Origin of the sequence: Rhodococcus sp. UNC363MFTsu5.1 (assembly GCF_000686785.1) — a bacterium.
Classification (GTDB): Bacteria; Actinomycetota; Actinomycetes; order Mycobacteriales; family Mycobacteriaceae; genus Rhodococcus_G; species Rhodococcus_G maanshanensis.
This window is the reverse complement of sequence record NZ_JMLO01000019.1, coordinates 52,229-70,229: the sequence shown is the minus strand read 5'-3', so window position 1 is coordinate 70,229 and position 18,001 is coordinate 52,229. Positions and strand designations below refer to the sequence as shown.

Below are 18,001 nucleotides of genomic sequence, written 5' to 3'. Positions count from 1 at the left end.
TCAGCTCATCACCGCGTCGATCAGGTCGAGGCCGGCGACGGTGCCGACGCCGGCCGGGGTGGGCAGTCCGGAATCGGCGAACCAATCGGCGTCGGCTTCCGGGTGCGGGCCGACGACCCCGACACGCCCTGCACCGAAGCGGGCGGTGAGCGCGGCGACCTGGCCGTTCGCGTACGCGGCCAGCACGTACATGCCGGGCGGAAAGTACTGCGGCAGTTCGAAGGTCGGGCCGTCCTGGAAGTACATCGGCTGCGGACGGCCCCGCCACCGCACATCGACGACGGTGGCCTCGGGTCCGGCGACCTCGGATCGCTCGGTGGAGATGTAACGGTCGGCGTCTCCTGGGAGGAGATCGAAGCCGGGCGTGGCGCCTGCGAGGTACCCGCCGAGACAGAACCCCAGGTAGCGACCGCCGCCTGCGACGTACTCGCGGACCGTGTCCCGATGTCGACGCATCCGCCGCCAGGCGGGGAGCAGTTCGTCACCGCCCGGTTGGGCGTAGACGGCCGCGGACCGCAGGACGTCGGGTGCGAGCGGCAGGTCCTCGCCGGGGCCCACGTAGCGGATGTCGAAGTTCCACCGGCTGCGCGCGAGCAGTGCGGCCACGGACTCAGCGCAACCGGGCAGTGTTGCGCCGCCACCGCGGTACACCAGGGCGAGGGGGCGGTGGTACGAGTGCCTCACGCATGCACCGCCTGCGCCGGGACGCCTTCCCACCGGGTGTTGGCCGGCAGTTCGTCGCCCTTCATCAGCAGGGACAGGGCGCCGAGTTCGGCGTGCTCACCGACGACCGCGTCGTAGAGCACCACTGCACGGGTGCCGACGGTCGCGCCCGCGCCGACGGTCACCGTCGACATCTTCATCACCCGGTCCTCGAACAGGTGCGTCTGCAGCGACACCCCGGCCCCGATCACCGCATCGTCGCCGACCTGCACCAGGTCGAACTCCGTGAGATAGGTGGTACCCATCCAGACCCGCCTGCCCATGCCTGCGCCGAACCAGCGCAGGATCATCGGCAGGAACGGGGTTCCGGTGAGCTGCCCCAGCAGTACCGGGACGGCCGCGGACTCGTACATGCCGGTGGCGAACTCGGACCGTCGTACGAACTTGGCCCACAGCGGCTCGACTCGCGGCCGGTAGGTGCCGACCAGGTTCTTCTTCACCGCCGCGGAGAACAGGACCACCCCGAGCGCCGTTGCCAGTGCGAGCAGCGGAGCAGAGAGGATCGTCCAGGTGAGGGTGCTGGCACGGGCTATCAGCGAGAGCCCGAGCAGATAGAAGTACAGGCTCACCCCGATCACCGTCGGCGGCAGCACGATCCGGAAGAACTCGATCCACCAGCGGTGGGCGACCACCGCTCGGCTCGGTGCGAACGTCTCCGTCTCGTCGAACTGACCGCTGTCCTGGCGGGCGGGCAGGTAGAACGCCGGATTGCCGAGCCACGAGGTGTCGGGCGGAACGCCCTCGGCAGGCGGGACGGTGAGCACGCCGACCAGTGAACCGTCGCCGGTGCGCATTCCACTCGGCAGTACCGCGGCGTTGCCGATGAACGCCCTGGTACCGATCTCGGTGGGGGCGAACGTCATCCTGCCGTTGCAGAACGTGCTGCCGCCGAGGCTTGCCATGTCGGCGACGAAGCTCTCCTCGCCGATGGTCAGCAGGTCGGGGTCGATGTGAGAGACGGTCGAGACCTCGGCGCCGCGGCCGACCTCGGCGCCGAGCAGGCGCAGCCACGGCACCGTGTAGAGGGTCGCGTAGAGGGTGTTCGTGTAGAGCAGGCTCATCTCGAAGAGCTTGTCGGTGGCCCATTTCCTGACGCCGAGCGCGGACGCCTCGGGGAAGGTACCGGTCGGCAGCGACGGCAGGATCAGCTTCTTGCCGAGCGCGACGACGGCACACACGCTGGCAACGTAGACGGCTCCGGAAGCCAGCGTCGCCAGCAACGAGGCGATCATCCCGTACTCGAGCAGCACCGCCCACACCAGCACCAGGCTCGGCACGATGGTCGCGATCGTCAGTGCCTCGAGGGTGAGCACACCGAATGCGGTGAACATCAGCAACTTCGGGGTCCACTCGGGTGCCGGCTCGTCCGCGGCCATCGTTTCGATGCGCGGGTCGAGGGTGCGCACCTGGCGCGGCGGCGAGCCGGACCAGCGGCTGTGCGCGGGGATCGTCGCGCCCTCCGCGAGCACGGACTGGTCGCCGAGCATCGCGCCGTCGCCGACGACGGCGCCCGGTTCGAGTGCGCAGTTCGAGGCGACGTATGCGTGCGCACCGACGACGATCGGCGCCACCACGACCTGGCGGCCGACCACCCGCCACGGCCGCACGTCGGTGTTCGTGCCGATCGAGGCCCCGGTGCCGACGGTGACCAGCGCGGGGAACGAAACGGTCGAGGTGCCGATGTGGGCACCCGCGCCCACCCGGGCGCCGAGGGCCCGCAGGAACGGAGCCATCAGCGGCGATCCGCTGAGTACCGGCATCGGCGCCAGCAGCATGAGGTGGTCGACCATCCACAGACGTAGATACGTTGCGCCCCAGAGTCGGTAGCGGCCGGGGCCGATCCCTGCGGACAGCGGCCGGATCGCGACGACCGGGACCACCCACCGCACCACCAGGTACGACGGAACGGTGGCGATCAGCAGGTCGACGAGGGCGTCGAACGACGGCTGACCGCCGTGGCGGACGTACACGATCGAGACCGGGATCGTCACCACGAGCAGGACGAGGAGGACGAACAGGGCCTGCAGCGCCCCGGCGCGTCGCACGGCCGTACTGCCGATCGGTTCGCCAACGGTGCGGTATGTCGGCGGGACAGGGGGGAGGGCGCCGCCGATTCCGATCAGTGTCGCGGCCATCGCACGAACGGTCGGCTGGGCGTACACGTCCCGGATGCCTGCAGTCGGGTGCATCCCGCTCTCGCGCAACCGCGTCACCAGCTGGGCCGCGGCGAGGGAGTGGCCTCCGAGCTCGGTGAAGAAGTCGGCCTCGACCGACACCTCGTCGTCGGGCAGGCCGAGCAGGCCGGCCCACAATCGGCGCAGGTCGTGCTCGACCGCGTTGGCCGCCGCGACGACGGGGCCGGTCGGCCCGGACAGCCGTCGACCGGTGGGAGCGGGCAGTCGGGGTCGGTCGACCTTGCCGCTCGGCATCATCGGCAGTTCGTCGACGACGTCGAGGAAGGTCGGCACCATGTAGTCCGGGAGCCGTCTCTGCAGCTCGTCGTGCACGCGGGCGATCAGTGCGGCTATCGCGGCGCCGCCTGCGGCTGCGCCGGGCATGAGCACCACCCACGAGGCGAGCTGCTCGACGTCGGCGACCGTGACCTTCGAGACGACCGCGCTGGCGACGTCGTCGTCGACGAGCAGAACGCTCTCGATCTCACCGAGATCGACGCGGTGCCCTCGGATCTTGATCTCGCTGTCGGCTCGACCGAGGTACTCGACTTCGCCGTTCTCGGTGATCCGGCCGAGGTCGCCCGTGCGGTAGATTCGGCCACGGATGCCCGGGATCGGCAGGTCGAGGAACCGGTCGGCGGTCAGGTCGGGGCGGCCGACGTATCCGCGGGCGACGCCTGGTCCGCCGATGCAGATCTCGCCGACGCCACCGTGGGGGACCGGCTCGCGATTCTCGTCGAGGATCACCACCGAGTAGGTGGGAAGCGGGACACCGATTGTCACCGGGCGACCCGGCACGAGCTCGCACCACGTCGCGGTCACGGTTGCCTCGGTCGGTCCGTAGGTGTTGAGGATGCGTCTGCCCGGTCGGCCCCATCGCTCGACCAGTTCGCGGGGGCAGGCCTCGCCGCCGACGAGGATGCTGCGCAACAGTGGAAGCTCGCGGGGGATCGTGGCGAGCAGCGTCGGCACGCAGTACATGACGGTGATGGCCCGCGACTCGAGGAAGTCCGCGAGTTCGCCGCCGAGCCGACCCGCTCCGGTTGGTCCGGGGACGAGAGTGGCACCAACGGCCCACGTCGGCCAGATCTCCTCGATGGAGAAGTCGAACGAGATGGTCATGCCCTGGTACACCCGGTCGGTCGGTTGCACGTCGTAGACAGTGGGGACGATGTCGAGAAAGTTGCAGATGCTCGACTGAGCGATCTCGACGCCCTTGGGCCGTCCGGTCGAGCCCGATGTGTAGATGATGTACGCCGCTGGATCGCGGTGTGTCACCGTGAAGCTCGGGCGGGTGGTCGGCTGCCCGGCGATGAAGTCGGACTCACTGTCGACTTCGGTCCACGGCAGCTGCAGGCTGCCGAGGATGTCCGAGAACGCCGAGCTCGTGAGTACGAGGTCGACGTCGGCGTCCGCCGTGATGTAGGCGATGCGGTCGGCGGGCGACGAGGGATCGATCGGGACGAAGGCTGCTCCGGCCTTGAGCACCGCGAGCAGGGCGACGTATGTCTCCGGGGAACGCTCGAGCAGGATCGCGACGCGCGCACCGATGCCGAGGCCGAGGCCGATCAGATGGTGGGCCATCTGGTTCGCGCGTTGTTCGAGGTCGGCGTAGGTCAGGTAGTGGTTGTCGCACTCGACCGCGACGGCGTGCGGCACGCGTGCGACGGAGGCCTCGAAGACCTGCTCGAGACGTCGCATGGGTGCGTCGAGCCCTGCCCGACCGGACAGAAATGGCTGAGTTTGAGCACTGGACATGGCTTCCTCGTGGTGGTGAGCCGCGGGAAACGCGGAATCCTCGGCGCGCTGAGTGAGCACGTCCGGGCATCTCGATGGGGGGTCGACGGCGGCGTGGACGCGGGGCGCTGCGCGGGATCGGAGGGGTGGGTCCGGGTCGCGTCGCGGCATGGCCATGTTCGGACCGGGCGCGTCGATTCCGGTGTCGCCATGGCCATCTGAGTAGGCCATCGAGCTGGCCACGAGGTGGTGCACGGCATGCATCCGGGCGTCCGGCGGACCGGACGAGGAGGGAGGCTACCAGAGCACGCGCCACCCGATCGCAGGTGCCGGGTGGCCCTCGATCATCCCGTCGATTCCTCCCGTTCACCGGGATGTCGACACCCGTTCAGCGTCCGCTCGATGCTTCGCCCTCGCGCGAACCTCGACCGGTGACCAGACCGGGGGATGTCGCTCCCGACTTTCAGGAGTGCGGACGCGCCGACGGTTGACCGGTCGGGGCCGCACCAGGGAAGAACTGGCCGAAGAACGGATCCTCCGCGAGCCGGTTCAGTGGCCACGGCAGCGGCGGACGCTGTGGTGCGGCGGGTGTGGCGACCGGGGGCGTGCTCGCAGGGGGAGTGCCGGTCGGCGGTGTCGCTTCGGTGACCTCAGGTGCGGCCGTCGTCGGCGGTGTGGCCTCGACCGGCGCCGGAATGGTCGACGGTGCAGGCGCTTCCGCGGGTGCGGGCTCCGCCGTGACGGTGGGCGCGGGAGCGGGTGTCTCCGCGGGCACGGGGACCGGCAGGGGCCCGGGCACGGGTGTCGCCACCAGCGTGGTCGCACTCGACGTTCCCGCTCCGGCGCCGCGGTGCACCGTCGTCTCCACCAGGTCGTGCGCCAAGTCCATGTGCACCGCGTCCTGAGCAGAGAGTCCGTCGTCGATGAACCAGCTCGCATCAGCTTCGACGTGGGGTCCGGTGACGCCGACCCGTCCCTTCCCGAAATCGACCGCAAGCGCGGCGATCTCGCCGCCCTTGTAGGTGCCGAGGATGGTCGCGTCGTGTCCGGGCTCCAGATCGAACGCGGGCGGGTCCTGGAAGTAAACGGTCTTCTCCTGGCCGCGCCACACGACTGTGGAGCGGTGCGGTTGGGTGTCCCACACCGTCGCACCCGGTTTGGCGCTGTACTGCGAGGTGTCTCCTGGCAGCAGGTCGTAGCCCGGAGTTGCCCCGGCCAGATATCCGCCGACGCAGAAGCCCAGGTAGTTGCCGCCGTTGCGGATCCAGTCGCGGATCATGCCGGAGTAGGGCTTCATCGCCTTCCACGCCTTGCTCAGGCTGGGCCCGCCCGGCTGAGCGAACACGCTGGCGCGGGACAGCGTCTCAGCTGTGATGGGTGTGTCGTTCGGCCCGACGTACTCGGTGCGGAAGTGCGACGGTGAATTGCGCAGCATCACCGCGACCGACTCGGGGCACCCTTGGCACGAGGCGGGGCCGCGATAGACGAGCGCCAGTGGTCCGCTCGACGGGGCGTTCGAGTTCGGCTGCGCCGCTGCGACGACGGGCATCCCGACAAGCGCGAGCACGAGCCACAGGACAACCAAGATTCTCTGGTGGTTTCGCACCGCGCCTCGCTCTCGTTCGCCCCCGGGGACAAGACATTACAGAAATGCGGTCAGCTGAACGGAGTCCGACGCGCATAGTGTCCGATTCGGTCCACCAGGGAGGAGAAGAACTCGTCGGGATCGGTTTCCACCACGATGTCCGCGTTGAACGGACGTCCCCACATTCCGTAGTAGTCGGCGACAGTGCAGGCGCGAGTGAGTGTTCCGGTCAACTCGACATCCACGGTGGCCGACCGGGCACGATAGTCGACGGTTCCGAGGGCGACGGCCGCCGCGAAGGGGTCGTGCATGTGCGCGAGGAATCCCTGACCGTGGTCGCGGTGGAACTCCAAGTAGAAACGGATTGCGTCGGACAGGTGCCGGACCATCGGATTCGATGCGTGCGAGCGGGTTCCGGCCGGGTCCGACTCGGATATCACCTCGTCGGGAGTGCTGCCCGCGACCGAGGCGAGCCGGCGCAGGTGCTCGGGTCGCATCTCGATGGTCTCGGTCACGTCGAGTGGGCAGATCACCGGCCTGCGGCCGGCGGGGGCGGCGGAGAACGCATCGAAGACCTCGCGGGCGGCCTCGGGGTCGACGGAGATGTTCCACTCCGCCTTCGGTGTCGTGTTGCCCGGATGGTGAAAGGCGCCGCCCATCACGATGATCCTGTGCAGCAGGGTCGGCAGGGCGGGCTCGATCCGCAGCGCCAGGGCCAGGTTGGTCAGGGGGCCGGTGACCAGGCCGACGACCTCGCCGGGGCGGGAGCGTGCGACGTCGACCCAGGCCTGCGCCGAGCTGCGCGCCGACACCGACCTGGTCGACGCAGGGAGCTCCGCGTAGCCGACGCCCTGTGGGCCGTGGGTGTCCTCGGTGGTGCGCAGTGGATCGGTCAGCGGCGCAGGCGAACCGAGGGTGACCTCGATGTCCGGCCTGCCGCACAGGTCCAGCCACGCCAGGTTGTTCGCCGCGACCTGTGCGACGGGCACGTTGCCGCCGGTGCTGGCGATCGTGAGGATCTCCGCCTCGGGACTGGCGAGCAGGTAGAGCAGCGCGAGCGAATCGTCGATGCCGGTGTCGACGTCGACGAACAGGGGCACGGCGGCGGGCTCGGTACCGGACATCTCAGGCCCCCACGAGGGCGGTGGGCCGGTGCTGCACGGGGAAGTTCACCGAGCGGGCGATGAAGCACTTCTCGTGCGAGGCCGTGTGCAACTCGGCCAGCTTCGGGAGCATGTCGGCCGCCGCAACCGTGACCTCCGGCCGCAGCACGACCTCCGTGAACTGTCCTGCCCCGCCCCGCTCTTCGGTCATCGTCCCGGTCGGGCGGTCGAGGTAGTCCGTCACCACGACGCCCGCGAGGGCGGCGAGGTTCAGGAACCAGAGCATGTGGCACTGCGACAGGGCGGCGACCAGCAGTTCCTCCGGGTTCCACCGTGTCGGGTCGCCCCGGAACGCGGGATCCGAGCTGCCCGTCAGGTCCGGCTTGCCCTCCGCGGTGACCAGGTGCTCGCGGCCGTAGGAGCGCGGGTCGGTCGTGCCCGCCCCGTGGTTGCCGGTCCAGGTGACGGTCAGTTCGTAGTGGTGCTCGCGCACGGGGCGGATCCTCTCGGGAAGGGGGGACGACGGGCCGTTGTTTCGCCGGTCCGGTCAGATCCAGTGCGGCGCATCCGCGCCCCAGTCGTGGGCCGGATACGGGTACTGGTCGTACTCGGCCAGCGGTGGCCGGGCCGCGGTCGTCGAGCCGTGGGTGACCACGGTAGACGGTCCGGGAAGCCTTGGTGCCGATGGCGCTTCGGTTCGGCCGGGTGCCTCGAGCAGCCAGCGGGCGGTGCGGGCCAGCGACACCGAGACGGTCCGGCCGATGCCGTCCCCCGTGCGCATCGCGAGCGCATCGACGACCCCGGCCGCGAGCAGGTACCCGCTGCCGTGGTCGAGCGCCTGCACCGGCAGCGCGCCGGGGTGCTCGTCGCCCTCGATCAGCGCGATCCCGCTGGCGGCCTGCACGATCGAGTCGAAGCCACGGCGATCCGCCCACGGTCCCTCCGTTCCCCACGCGCTGACGCTTCCGCGGATCAGGCCGGGCCGGTCCTGGGCGAGCCCGAACCGGTCGAGCGCGCCCGGGCGGTATCCCGTGAGCAGGACGTCCGCGGTGTCGAGCAGGTCGCGCATGGTGGCCGCACCCTCCGTGCTGCCGAGATCGAGCAGTGCGGACCGCTTTCCCTGCCCGGTGTCCCGGTGCTGCCAGTCGATCTCGTGCAGGTGCGGGGGGTCGATCCGCAGCACCTGCGCGCCGAGCAGCGCCAGCGCACGGCCGGCGACGGGCCCGGCCAGCACCCTGGTGAGGTCGAGAACCCGGACCCCAGCCAGCGGGCGGTGCGGATCGGTTGGTGGCGCACCGCGCTCGCCTGCGGTGCCCGCACCGCCGGTGGTCATTCGGACCAGCGGGCTGGCGGTGGCCTGCGGGCCGGCGCGCCATTCCGCGTCCGTGCGCACCGCGGCCGCGATGGCGCCCTCCTCGGCCGCGCGGTCCTCGACCTCTTGTTTCGGGAGCTCTCCGATCCGTGTGGAGACCAGGCCCGGGTCGGCATCGGTCGAAAGGTCGAGGGCACGTAGCAGTCTCGCGTGGTGGTGCGGGTAGTTCGCGTGCGTGCGGACCCAGCCGTCCGCGGCGGCGAAGAAGCCGGACAGCGGCGCGAACCCCGAGACGGGCGCCCCGTCGATCCGCATCGCCTTGTCGCCCGCGAACGAGGCCGCGATGCGCTCGGGGTCCAACCTGCGGTCCTGCGGCGGCAGGCCGCCCACGGCCAGTAGCCGGTTCACCGCCGAGGCGAAGGTGGCGACGGAGCCGAAGGCGAGCGAGGGCACCGGCAACCGGGCGGTGAGGAACCCGGTGTCGGGCTCGCAGTCGATCGCGGCGGGCCCCGCGGTCAGGCGGCACTCGCGTTCGTAGTCGTGCCGCAGTTCCTCGTGAGGCCCCATGGCGCAACGGTACCGAAGACTACGATGACGCGATGATTCGTGCCGCCGCATCAACTCTGAGTCGACCGGCCCTCGTCGCGCTCGGCGGTTTCGCCGCGGTGTCCGTCGTGCACCTGGTCGCGCAGCTGGCGGGCGCCGACGGGGCCGCGAACGCGAGCCAGTGGTTCCTCATGCCGCTGCTGGCGGTCGTCCTGCTGCTGGCGGCTCCTGCTCCGCGGCCGCGGCTGGTCACGTTGACGCTGATCGCGCTCGGATTCTCCTGGCTCGGTGACTCGGCGCCCGATCTGACCGACGGCGACGCGGCGTTCCTGGTGATGATCGGGTTCTTCCTGCTCGCCCAGCTCGCCTACATCGCCGCGTTCTGGCCGTACCGCGGCGCGGTGAGTCGTTCGGCGGTGCTCGGCTATGGGGTGGCGGTGGCGGGCCTGGTCGCGGTGTGTGCGGCGGGTGCGGGCGCGCTGCTGGTCCCGGCGCTGATCTACGGGATCTGCCTCGGCACCATGGCCGCGCTGTCCACCGGGCTGGGCGCCGTGGCGGCCGTCGGCGGCGCGCTGTTCCTCGTCTCGGATTCGATGATCGCCCTCGGCGCCTTCGCGGACTGGTTCGACCCGCCCGCGTCCGGATTCCTGATCATGTCGACCTACATCGTCGGTCAGCTGCTTCTCACGGCTGGCGTGCTGGCGGCCGCACGCGCGACCGCCAGCACCGCCGTGGCGACTAGTTCCGTCGCGCGCTGATCTCGAAGCCCGCGGTACGCAGCCGGTCGACGAGCGCGTCGCCGATCGCCGTCGCTGGCGTCAACACGCCCGCCGCGTCGGGCAGGGCATCCCGGTCGAGCGCGAGGGCAAGCGCCGATTCGCCCAGCATCACCGCGGTCGCGGCGTAGCCCGGGTCGCCCTTCGCCCGCATCCGGGCGACGTACCGGGCGCCGGTGCTGGTGGTCGTGTAAGTATCGGTCGTGAAATGGCCCGAGGCCCTGGACTTCTCGTTCGGTCCCTCACCGGGCTTGGGCAGTACCCGGTCGAGGACGTACCGGGTCGGGCCGAAGGCGAGTCCCGCCATCAGGGCGCCGAGGCCTGTGGACACTCCCGCGGCGAAGACGGGCGAGAGGGCGGACTGCCCGACGCTCATCACCTCGCGGTACCGGAACGCGCGGCCGTACTCCCACTTGCGCAGCGCATTGCTCCTGCGCACGACCCTGGTGTTGGTCGAGCCCATCAGGAACGGCGCGGTCCGCCCGCCGAGGCCGGGCGCGATGTCCGATCCCTTGAGCATCTCGACGTCGGACTGGCGGCCGAGGTCGGGTTCGGACGCGAGGTCCGGGCTCAGCGAGTACGGGTTCACCGCGATGCGGCGCGCGGACTTGTCGGCCCTGACGGTGTCGACGAGGTTGCGTATCGAGTCGATGGTGCCGCCGCTGATGCCGCCGCGCATCGAGGTGACCACCAGCGTGGTGTCGGTGAGGTCGCCCTCGCCATCGGCCGCTACCTGCTTGTGCAGGACGTGCACGCCGATGTCGGAGGGGATGGAGTCGAATCCGCAGGAATGCACGATCCGGGCCCCGGAGGCGACCGCGACCTCGTGGAACCTGTCGATGCTCTCGCGGCCGAACAGCACCTCGCCGCTGAGGTCGACGTAGTCGGTGCCCGCCTCGGCGCAGGCGCGGACCAGGTCGATGCCGTACTTGGCGTACGGGCCGACGGTGCTGATCACGACGTGGGCGGACTCGGCGAGCGCGGTGAGGGAGGCGGGATCGTCCGCGTCGGCGACGATGATCGGCCACTGCGCGGCGGACGGGTCGAGCTGGGCCCGCACCTTCTCCAGCTTGGCCGTGGACCGTCCGGCGAGGCCGATCCGCGCGCGGCGCGGGGCGCTCCTGGCCAGGTACTCCGCGGTGAGCTTGCCGACGAATCCGGTGGCGCCGTAGACGACGATGTCGAGATCGCGAGTGCGGGTCATGTATCAGGACCCTACGCGGAACGCACCGTTCACGACCGCGGAGCTACCAGCTCCACGTGTGGACCGGCTCGCCCGAGTGCATCCGCTCGAGGTACTCGCACAGCATGGCCCTGAGGGCATCGTCGCGCGACTGACCGGCACGTTCCCGCGCGGCGACGCACTCGCGCTGCCACACCGATCCGCTGCGGGCCGCGCGGGCGCGGCCCTCGATCACGCCCAGGTACTTGTCGCGAAGGGCGGCGTCGACCCCCAGTGCCTCGAGGCCGACCTCCGCCATCGGCAGCAGGGTGCGCTGCACCAGATCCTGTGGGCTCACCGCGCCGATCCCGGGCCACTGCAGGACGGAGTCGAAGCCGTTCATCGCGCCGACCCGCAGGTTCTCCTCCGCCGCGGTGAACGGCATCTGCGTCCACACCGGTCGATCGGAACGGGCGAGCGAGCACACCGTGCCGTAGTAGAACGCGGCATCGGCGAGGGTGTCGACGATGGTCGGGCCCGCGGGCAGCACGCGGTTCTCCAGGCGCAGCGGCGCTCGGGCGTCCGTCGGGTCGTAGACCGGCCGATTCCACCGGTAGATGGTTCCGTTGTGCATCGTCAGCTCGGCGAGCGCGGGCGTGCCGCCGCCCGCGACCACCGCGATGGGGTCCTCGGGCGTGCAATCCGGCAGGAGCGCGGGGAAGTAGCGCGAGTTCTCCTCGAACAGGTCGAAGATCGACGTGATCCAGCGCTCGCCGAACCACACCCGCGGGCGGACCCCCTGGTTCCTGAGCTCTCGCGGCCGGGTGTCGGTGGCCTGCTCGAACAGCGGGAGCCGGGTCTCGTTCCACAGCGCCCTCCCGGCGAAGAACGGCGAGTTGGCTGCGAGCACCACCTGCGCCGCGGCCAGTATCTGGGCGGCATTCCAGTACGCGGCGAAGTCGCCGGGGCCCACCTGCAGGTGCAGCTGGACCGAGGTGCACGCGGCCTCGGGGAGAATCGTTTGGGCGACGGTGGTCAGTCGTTCGGCGCTGGAGCGGCCGGGCAGCGGCACCCCCGCGATGCTCAGCTCGATGTCCTCGCCCCTTGCGGCGAGGATCTGTTCCTCGAGGACGGTGTACCTGGTGTCGGCCGACATCCATTTCTGCTCGAAGTGCTCCTCACGCAGTGTCGGCAGGATGCCGATCATCGCGAGCCTGCCACCGGACTCGCGGGCGCGGGCATCCGCGAGGTCGAGCGAGGCGCGCAGGTCGTCATCGAGTTCGGCGAGATTCGCGCCGGCCAGGTGCCTCGGCTCGACATTGATCTCGATATTGAACTGAGCGAGCTCGGACTGATAGTTCGGGCCTGCGAGGTCGGCGAGCACCGCGGCGTTCACCATGGCGGGGTCGCAGTTCTCGTCGACGAGGTTCAGCTCGATCTCCATGCCCATCTTCGGGTTGGGGATCTCGGCCACGGCCTTCTCGAGGACGGTGGCCAGGGCATCGAGACAGGTCTGCACCTTCTCGCGGAAGTCCTGCCGGTCCCGGTGCGAGAACTTCAGCCGTGTCACCTCGTGGCCCATGGATACTCCTCGGCCGGTGCTGACGCCCTGGACTCAGTATCCCCGCTTCGGGCACCGCATCGCAGCTGCCGGAGGCGTAGCGACTGCTAGCAGGTCGCTCGGAAGTATCAGCGCATCACCAAGGGGACGGCTTGTAGTCCTTGAGGAAGCAGCCGTACAGGTCGACGCCCTGCTCACCCTGCACGATCGGGTCGTACACCCGGGCCGCGCCGTCGACCAGGTCGAGCGGGGCGTGGAAGCCCTCGTCGGCGAGGCGGACCTTGGTGTAGTGCGGGCGTTCGTCGGTGATCCAGCCGGTGTCGACGGCGGTCATCAGGATGCCGTCCTGGTCGAGCATCTCCTTGGCGCTGGTGCGGGTGAGCATGTTCAGCGCGGCCTTGGCCATGTTGGTGTGCGGGTGTCCCGGGCCCTTGTACGCGCGGCTGAACTGGCCCTCCATGGCGGAGACGTTGACGACGTACTTGCGGCGTGCCGCCGCGGCCGCCATGGCGGGGCGCAGTCGGGACACCAGGATGAACGGCGCCACCGAGTTGCACAGCTGCACCTCGAGCAGCTCGATCGGATCGACCTCCGCAACGGTCTGGACCCAGCTGTTGGTGTGCGCGAGGTCGGGAACCAGGCCGCCCGCGTCGATCGCGATGCCCTGCTCGATGCGTTCGAGCGAGGCAGAGCCTGCGACCAGTGCGAGCTCGCTGACCTGATGGATCACCGACTCGGCCGTCGGAAGCGAGCTCGCCAGCGAGGCCGGGTGCGCGTCGCTGGTCTTGCCGAAGGTCAGCACGTCAGGGAGTTCGCCCGCGGGCAGCGGCCCGGACTCGGCCTCCGCGAGCGCGGAGTAGGCGCCGGGGGAGCGTCGGACGGTCTGTGCCGCGTTGTTGATGAGGATGTCGAGCGGCCCCTGCTCGGCCACCGAGTCGGCGAGCGAGACGACCTGGGCGGGGTCACGCAGGTCGATGCCGACCACCCGCAGCCGGTGGATCCAGTCGCCGCTGTCCTCCATCGCCTTGAACCGACGGATCGCGTCGTTGGGGAAGCGGGTGGTGATGGTGAGGTGCGCGCCGTCGCGCAGGAGCCGCAGCGCGATGTACATGCCGATCTTGGCCCGGCCGCCGGTGAGCAGCGCCCGCCTGCCGGTCAGGTCGGTGCTGGCGTCGCGCTTGGCGTGGCTGCTGGCCGCGCACTCGGGGCAGAGCTGGTGGTAGAACGCGTCGACGACCGTGTAGCGCTGCTTGCAGATGTAGCAGGGCCGCGGACGGATCAGGGTGCCCGCGCTCGCGCCGGGTGCGTTCGAGGTGAGCAGCACGCCCGCGGTCTCGTCGTCGATGCGCTCGGGCGAACCGGTGGCGGTCGCGGCCACGACCTGGCGGTCGGCCTCGGAGACGGCGTCGCGCGCCTCAACCCGGCGGCGCCGCTTGAGCTGCTTGAACATCTTGCCGCTGGCGCGCTGGAGGACCATCGAATCCGGGTGGTCGGCGTCGAGGCTGCCGGCCTCGGACAGCACGCGCAGGCAGATCTCCAGGTCGGCGGGATCGATGCCCGTCATTGGTTGTGCCATCGGTAGGTCGCTCAGTTCTGATCTCGAAGTGCCGGTCGAGGTCGGATTCTAGCGAGTCGGGGGATGTGCCGAGACCATCGCAGTTTCCACCGACTCAGGTGGTGACATCGCTCACAAGCCCGAGGAGGATTTTCGGTATCGGGGGATTCGTCGGCAGTCGATGCCGATCACCGAAAGGCCGAGATCATGAATGAGTTGAATGGTTCCACGGATCCGCCCCGGTTCCCGACAGCAGTGACCGACGACATGGCGCGTCCGAATTCGCTGCTGCACGTCGAGTCGGTGGTCCCCGTCGAGGCCCCGGTGCAGAAGGACGGACCGTTCCTGCCGGAACTGACGGAGGTCGACCTCCTCGTCCGGGCGGCGGACGCCCGCCGTGAGTTCAACGTCGGTGGTTCCGGTGTCACCGTCGCCGTGCTCGACACCGGATTACGCACCACACACGTGGATTTCGCGGGTCGGGTGGTGCCCGGACGCAACTTCACCCGGGACAACGGGGGCGACCCCGCTGACGTCACGGACGGGCACGGCCACGGCACGAGCGTGGCGGGAATCGCGTGCGCAGCGCGGATCCACACGGGTGTCGCCCCGAACGCACGCATCGTTCCGGTCAAGGTCCTGGACGACGGCGGAGGCGGGAGTTTCACGGACATTCGAGACGGACTGGACTGGGTGCTCGAGCGTCGGTCGTCGCTTGGCATCTCCGCCGTCTGCATGGCGCTTGGCGCCTCGGACAACCGGACGACCGACACCGACATGCCGGGCGACGGCATCGGTGCCCTGCTCCAGGAACTGACGGACGAGGGCGTCTGCTGCTGCGTGTCGGCGGGCAACGACTACTACGCGCACGGCGGCATGCAGGGGATGAGTTACCCGGCGATCTTCAGGCAGACGATCAGTGTCGGGTCGGTCTACGACGCCGACGAGGGCAGCTTCCGCTACCGGGACGGGGCGAAGGCGTTCGAGACGGCGGCCGATCGGATGACGCCGTTCTCGCAGCGGTTGCACCGCAAGATCGGCGGGCCGTGCGCGACGGACATCTTCGCGCCGGGGTCGCCGGTGACGTCGGCGGGCATCCTCAACGACACCGGTGAGTCCCTCCAGTTCGGGACGAGTCAGGCGACGCCGGTCGCGACGGGCGTCGTTTTGCTGTTGCAGTCGTTCTACCTGCGGACAAGGGGTGAACTGCCGTCGGTCGCCGATGTGAAGCGGTGGCTGGTGCGCGGCGCCACCGTCATCTACGACGGCGACGACGAGCACGACAACGTCGGGCACACCGGGCTGTCCTTCCCGAGGGTCAGCGCGGTCGGCTCGCTGCTCGCGTGCGCGAAGGATCTCGCGATGCGCGAGCTGACTGCGGCCGAGCATGCGAGGACGGAGGCGGCGATGGGCCGATGATGATGTCGGACAGGATGTTTCGGAGAAACGCGAAAGGCCCCGGATCGTGATCCGGGGCCTTTCGCGTCTGTCTCAACTCAGAGTGCGCGAGGGGGGACTTGAACCCCCACGTCCATTAGTAGGACACTAGCACCTCAAGCTAGCGCGTCTGCCATTCCGCCACTCGCGCTTGCACACTTTGTTGTTTGCCCGCCGTTTTCTGCGTGCTGGGAAAGATTAGCTGATGCAGGGCCCCACACCAAAATCAGCGCGTCTGCGCTGCTAGGAGGGGGTGTTCGGTGGTAGGAAAGTGGGGTGTCAGACGCAGAGAACACTCACGGCCCCGCCGCGGCGATCAACTCCGATCGCGGCCGAGCCGAGGCCGAAGTCGTCGATCTGGTCAGCGCGCTGATCCGATTCGACACCTCCAACACCGGTGAGCTCGCCACCACCAAGGGGGAGCGGGAGTGCGCCCAGTGGGTGGCCGCCCGGCTCGAGGAGGTCGGCTACGAGACCGAGTACGTCGAATCCGGCGCGCCGGGCCGCGGGAATGTGTTCGCCAGGCTGCGGGGCGCCGACCCGTCGCGCGGCGCGCTGCTGATCCACGGTCACCTCGACGTCGTGCCCGCCGAGCCGGCCGATTGGAGCGTGCACCCCTTCTCCGGGGCGGTCGAGGACGGTTACGTGTGGGGCCGCGGGGCGATCGACATGAAGGACATGGTCGGGATGACCCTCGCGCTGGCCCGCCAGTTCAAGGCGGAGGGCACCGTCCCGCCGCGCGATCTGGTGTTCGCGTTCCTCGCCGACGAGGAGGCTGGCGGCAAGTACGGGTCGCAGTGGCTGGTCGAGCACCGCCCGGATCTGTTCGACGGCGTCACCGAGGCGGTCGGCGAGGTCGGCGGCTTCTCGCTGAGCGTGCCGCGCCCCGACGGCAGCGAGGCCCGGCTGTACCTGGTGGAGACGGCGGAGAAGGGGTTGGGCTGGATGCGGCTGACGGCCAAGGCCCGCGCCGGACACGGGTCCTTCCTGCACGAGGACAACGCCGTCACGATCCTGGCCGAGGCGGTCGCGCGGCTGGGCAGGCACACCTTCCCGCTGGTGGTGCCCGACTCGGTCGCCGAGTTCCTCGGCGCGGTGAGCGCGGAGACGGGGGTCGAGTTCGACCCGGCCTCCCCGGACATCGACGGCACGCTCGAGAAGCTCGGGACGATCTCGCGGATCATCGGGGCGACGCTGCGTGACACCGCGAACCCGACCATGCTCAGCGCCGGATACAAGGCGAACGTGATCCCGCAGACCGCCGAGGCGGTGGTCGACTGCCGCGTGCTCCCCGGCAGGCAGGCCGCCTTCGAACGGGAGGTGGACGAGCTGATCGGGCCGGACGTCACCCGCGAGTGGATCACCAAGCTGGACTCCTACGAGACCACCTTCGACGGGCACCTGGTTGACGCGATGAACGCCGCGATCCTGGCGCACGACGAGAACGGCAGGACGGTGCCGTACATGCTGTCCGGCGGCACGGACGCGAAGGCGTTCGCGAAGCTGGGAATCCGCTGCTTCGGGTTCGCTCCGCTGCAGTTGCCGCCCGAACTCGACTTCACCGCTCTCTTCCACGGCGTCGACGAGCGGGTGCCCGTCGACGCGCTGGAGTTCGGTACCCGAGTTCTCGAGCACTTTCTCCATAATTGCTAGTGCCAGCATCCATCGAGTGATCGCTCCGGTTCCGCCCCCTCACCGCTGAAAGGTCCCACCATGGCTTCCTCGCACAATCCCTACGACGCGCTTCCCGAGCTCCCGTCGTTCACCGTGACCTCGACGGACATCGAGGACGGCCAGGTCCTGGCCAACGCCCAGGTGAGCGGGATCTTCGGGGCAGGCGGCCAGGACATCTCGCCGCAGCTGTCGTGGTCCGGGTTCCCCGCGGAGACGAAGAGCTTCGCGGTGACGGTGTTCGATCCGGACGCCCCCACCGCCTCCGGCTTCTGGCACTGGGCGGTCGCGAACATCCCGGTGACGGTGACGTCGCTGGCGTCCGGTGCGGGTACTGCGGATGGGTCCGGGCTGCCCGAGGGTGCGGTGCAGCTGCTCAACGACGGCGGCCTGTACGGGTACCTCGGTGCCGCGCCGCCTGCCGGGCACGGCCCGCACCGGTACATCGTCGCGGTGCACGCGGTCGGGGTGGAGAAGCTGGACGTGGACGCGTCGGTCAGCCCGGGGCGTCTCGGGTTCAACCTCTTCAGCCACGCGATCGCGCGCGCGACGCTGACCGGGACGTACGAGCAGTAGCGGACGGATCGGCGCGCGGGGCCCTCGAACCGACCGGGTGAGGGCCCCGGCGCGCCTCGGTATCGGCCGGAACGGGGGAGTGA

Annotated in this window: 13 protein-coding genes and 1 tRNA gene; 4 read left to right on the top strand and 10 right to left on the bottom strand. The window is 69.9% G+C overall.

Annotated features, from left to right (window positions below; all coding sequences use genetic code 11):
- The 6 genes from BR31_RS0116225 to BR31_RS0116200 all read right to left on the bottom strand — a co-directional run bounded on the left by BR31_RS0116225 (window position 1) and on the right by BR31_RS0116200 (window position 9,201).
- A complete protein-coding gene (locus BR31_RS0116225; RefSeq protein WP_027501885.1) occupies window positions 1-684 on the bottom strand; it encodes a BPL-N domain-containing protein in 684 nt (227 codons plus the stop codon).
- The gene (locus tag BR31_RS0116220) at window positions 681-4,598 is read right to left on the bottom strand and encodes a Pls/PosA family non-ribosomal peptide synthetase (protein WP_037176914.1); all 3,918 of its coding nucleotides are present in this window, start codon (window positions 4,596-4,598) and stop codon (window positions 681-683) included. Before BR31_RS0116220 ends, BR31_RS0116225 begins: the two co-directional genes overlap by 4 nt.
- A gap of 499 nt (window positions 4,599-5,097) precedes the next feature.
- A complete protein-coding gene (locus tag BR31_RS32285) occupies window positions 5,098-6,201 on the bottom strand; it encodes a BPL-N domain-containing protein (RefSeq protein ID WP_231496512.1) in 1,104 nt (367 codons plus the stop codon).
- A gap of 89 nt (window positions 6,202-6,290) precedes the next feature.
- Entirely contained in the window at window positions 6,291-7,343 is a 1,053-nt protein-coding gene (locus BR31_RS0116210; protein WP_027501883.1) for a nucleoside hydrolase, read from the bottom strand.
- A 1-nt stretch (window position 7,344) separates the two neighbouring features.
- Window positions 7,345-7,815 carry an OsmC family protein gene (locus tag BR31_RS0116205; RefSeq protein WP_027501882.1) on the bottom strand — a complete coding sequence of 157 codons (471 nt, stop codon included), beginning with the start codon at window positions 7,813-7,815 and terminating at the stop codon, window positions 7,345-7,347.
- 54 nt (window positions 7,816-7,869) lie between these two features.
- A complete protein-coding gene (locus tag BR31_RS0116200; protein WP_081830521.1) occupies window positions 7,870-9,201 on the bottom strand; it encodes a CoA transferase in 1,332 nt (443 codons plus the stop codon).
- A 32-nt stretch (window positions 9,202-9,233) separates the two neighbouring features.
- On the opposite strand from BR31_RS0116200, the gene BR31_RS0116195 reads away from it, so the two are divergent.
- A complete protein-coding gene (locus tag BR31_RS0116195; protein ID WP_037176912.1) occupies window positions 9,234-9,938 on the top strand; it encodes a lysoplasmalogenase family protein in 705 nt (234 codons plus the stop codon).
- On the opposite strand, the gene BR31_RS0116190 is transcribed toward BR31_RS0116195, so the two are convergent.
- The 3 genes from BR31_RS0116190 to BR31_RS0116180 all read right to left on the bottom strand — a co-directional run bounded on the left by BR31_RS0116190 (window position 9,919) and on the right by BR31_RS0116180 (window position 14,255).
- Window positions 9,919-11,160, bottom strand: coding sequence for a saccharopine dehydrogenase family protein (locus BR31_RS0116190; protein WP_027501879.1), 1,242 nt, complete (start codon window positions 11,158-11,160; stop codon window positions 9,919-9,921). The genes BR31_RS0116195 and BR31_RS0116190 overlap by 20 nt on opposite strands.
- Window positions 11,161-11,203: 43 nt before the next feature.
- Window positions 11,204-12,700: a glutamate-cysteine ligase family protein gene (locus BR31_RS0116185; protein WP_027501878.1), complete on the bottom strand. Its 1,497-nt coding sequence runs from the start codon at window positions 12,698-12,700 to the stop codon at window positions 11,204-11,206.
- 115 nt (window positions 12,701-12,815) lie between these two features.
- Window positions 12,816-14,255, bottom strand: a complete 1,440-nt coding sequence (locus BR31_RS0116180; RefSeq protein ID WP_027501877.1) for an SDR family NAD(P)-dependent oxidoreductase — start codon at window positions 14,253-14,255, stop codon at window positions 12,816-12,818.
- Window positions 14,256-14,441: 186 nt separating this feature from the next.
- Between BR31_RS0116180 and BR31_RS28935 the strand changes: the two genes are divergently transcribed.
- Window positions 14,442-15,653, top strand: coding sequence for a S8 family peptidase (locus BR31_RS28935; protein ID WP_051637485.1), 1,212 nt, complete (start codon window positions 14,442-14,444; stop codon window positions 15,651-15,653).
- Window positions 15,654-15,736: 83 nt separating this feature from the next.
- Here BR31_RS28935 and BR31_RS0116170 read toward each other — a convergent pair.
- Window positions 15,737-15,822 (bottom strand) — tRNA-Leu (locus BR31_RS0116170).
- A gap of 164 nt (window positions 15,823-15,986) precedes the next feature.
- On the opposite strand from BR31_RS0116170, the gene BR31_RS0116165 reads away from it, so the two are divergent.
- Complete coding sequence (locus BR31_RS0116165; RefSeq protein ID WP_027501876.1) at window positions 15,987-17,324, top strand: M20/M25/M40 family metallo-hydrolase; 1,338 nt, start codon at window positions 15,987-15,989, stop codon at window positions 17,322-17,324.
- A gap of 60 nt (window positions 17,325-17,384) precedes the next feature.
- Window positions 17,385-17,918: a YbhB/YbcL family Raf kinase inhibitor-like protein gene (locus tag BR31_RS0116160; RefSeq protein WP_027501875.1), complete on the top strand. Its 534-nt coding sequence runs from the start codon at window positions 17,385-17,387 to the stop codon at window positions 17,916-17,918.
- Window positions 17,919-18,001 lie beyond the last annotated feature (83 nt).

Bases quoted from the DNA above. Each gene is read 5' to 3' on its own strand.
- BR31_RS0116160 (WP_027501875.1), top strand. From the start codon at position 17,385: ATGGCTTCCTCGCACAATCCCTACGACGCGCTTCCCGAGCTCCCGTCG.
- BR31_RS0116185 (WP_027501878.1), bottom strand. From the start codon at position 12,700: ATGGGCCACGAGGTGACACGGCTGAAGTTCTCGCACCGGGACCGGCAG.
- BR31_RS0116220 (WP_037176914.1), bottom strand. From the start codon at position 4,598: ATGCGACGTCTCGAGCAGGTCTTCGAGGCCTCCGTCGCACGCGTGCCG.
- BR31_RS0116210 (WP_027501883.1), bottom strand. From the start codon at position 7,343: ATGTCCGGTACCGAGCCCGCCGCCGTGCCCCTGTTCGTCGACGTCGAC.
- BR31_RS0116190 (WP_027501879.1), bottom strand. From the start codon at position 11,160: ATGACCCGCACTCGCGATCTCGACATCGTCGTCTACGGCGCCACCGGA.
- BR31_RS0116200 (WP_081830521.1), bottom strand. From the start codon at position 9,201: ATGGGGCCTCACGAGGAACTGCGGCACGACTACGAACGCGAGTGCCGC.
- BR31_RS0116180 (WP_027501877.1), bottom strand. From the start codon at position 14,255: ATGGCACAACCAATGACGGGCATCGATCCCGCCGACCTGGAGATCTGC.
- BR31_RS28935 (WP_051637485.1), top strand. From the start codon at position 14,442: ATGAATGAGTTGAATGGTTCCACGGATCCGCCCCGGTTCCCGACAGCA.
- BR31_RS0116195 (WP_037176912.1), top strand. From the start codon at position 9,234: ATGATTCGTGCCGCCGCATCAACTCTGAGTCGACCGGCCCTCGTCGCG.